This window comes from Methylobacterium sp. WL116 (genome assembly GCF_008039455.1).
In the GTDB taxonomy this organism is placed as follows: domain Bacteria; phylum Pseudomonadota; class Alphaproteobacteria; order Rhizobiales; family Beijerinckiaceae; genus Methylobacterium.
This window is the reverse complement of sequence record NZ_VRUV01001120.1, coordinates 1-494: the sequence shown is the minus strand read 5'-3', so window position 1 is coordinate 494 and position 494 is coordinate 1. Positions and strand designations below refer to the sequence as shown.

At 76.7% G+C, this 494-nt stretch carries 1 pseudogene; it reads left to right on the top strand.

Annotation, left to right across the window (positions count from 1 at the left end):
• Window positions 1-494, top strand: a pseudogene (locus FV223_RS29680) (glycosyl transferase family 1); the annotation flags it as partial.

Genomic DNA, 494 nt, shown 5'->3' with positions numbered 1-494 from the left:
TGGCACGCCCGCGCCGCGCGGGCGCTCAGCGACGCAATCGGGCGGATGGCGCGCGCGCCGGACGTCGTCCACGTCCACCAGTGGACCCGCAGCCTGTCGCCCGGGATCTTCCCGGTGCTGCTCGCCACCGGCGCCCCGGTGGCGCTGACGCTGCACGACTACTTCCTGGCCTGCCCGAACGGCGTCTACTACCGCTTCGACACGGCCGAGCCCTGTGCCCTCGCGCCGATGTCCGCCGCCTGCATCCTGGCGCCGTGCGATGCCAGGAGCCGCCTGCACAAGCTGGTCCGCGTCGCCCGCACCGCGGCGGCGCGGCGGGCGGTGTCGGGACGCGGGCTCCACGTCGTCCACGTCTGCGACGCGAGCCGCGCGCGGATGGGCGCGATGCTCGGCGGCTATGGGCTCACGCATCACCGCATCGACAACCCGGTGCGGGTCGCCCCCGGCGCCCCGCACCGGGGTGGGGGAGGGGTGGGGCGGGCGGCCCTAGGCGC